Source organism: Campylobacter sp. RM19072, assembly GCF_024723485.1.
Taxonomy (GTDB): Bacteria; Campylobacterota; Campylobacteria; order Campylobacterales; family Campylobacteraceae; genus Campylobacter; species Campylobacter porcelli.
In genome coordinates this window covers 1-942 of record NZ_JANQCU010000053.1, presented here as the reverse complement: position 1 = coordinate 942, position 942 = coordinate 1, and the positions used below count along the sequence as shown (strand labels likewise).

Here is a 942-nt window from a genome sequence, read left to right as displayed (position 1 = left end):
ATACCGCCACTAGCAAAGCCCTCTATGCTTTGGATTTTATGTTGTATTTCGTGGTATAAAATACTTCTTAGCATTTCAGGCTTATTATAGAGTTTAGAGTTTAAAACTATTTCATCAAGCGTTTTATTGTAATATCCATCATACATAGACATTTGACCTTCAAGTTCATCAAATCTTACTTTCAAATCTCTTAGCTGTGGATAAGCATTAAAGAGCTTTTTATCATCTAGCACTTCGCTAAGCTTTAAACCATCTTTTGCCTTTGTGATAATACTAGATTGTTGGCTTAAAGTAGCGTTTAAGTTATTTAGATTGGCTTGGTATTTATCATTTATTTTAGCTCTATCTTGTAAGACTTCTAGTTTTTCTCTATTTTTTTCTTTAAAAGCCTTAGCGTCAAACAAATCTTTTATTACTTTTTTAAACTTGCCACCAAGCGGATTTATCTCAAACTTCCATTTGCCATCAATGTCTTTATACCAGCCAGTTTTAGTCCATATTTGGCTCTCATCTGCTCCATTTTTTGCCATATCCTTGGCGGTTTGTAGTTTAGCCTTATTTGCTCCGATTGCGTTCTCTCCTCCAAAAATATAATTATAATTATCCTTTGGCGATTTACCTAGGGCTTTACCCACAATATCAGGTCTATCATTTAAAATCATGGGTAAATCTTTAGCTATCCCTTGGCTAATTCGTGCTAATTGTGGGGCTAATTTGGCTGAGCTTTCTAGCGTTTTTATAGCTGCGACTGAGCCACCAGCTCCTAATAAAAATCCTTTCACAAATGCTTCATGTTTTTTACTTGGGTCTTGTTCGGCATTGGCATTTATCGCTCCACCTATAGCGCCACTACCTAGGTGTAATATAGCCTTTTGCAACGCCATAGTGCTAAAGCCACCCATCATATTTTTGGCTTGACTTTTATTAGCCGTTGTGGTAGAA

General features: G+C 35.9%; 1 protein-coding gene. It reads right to left on the bottom strand.

Annotation, left to right across the window (positions count from 1 at the left end; translation table 11 throughout):
- A partial coding sequence (locus CSUIS19072_RS08420; protein ID WP_337212275.1) for an LPD23 domain-containing protein occupies positions 1 to 942 on the bottom strand: 942 nt, incomplete at both ends.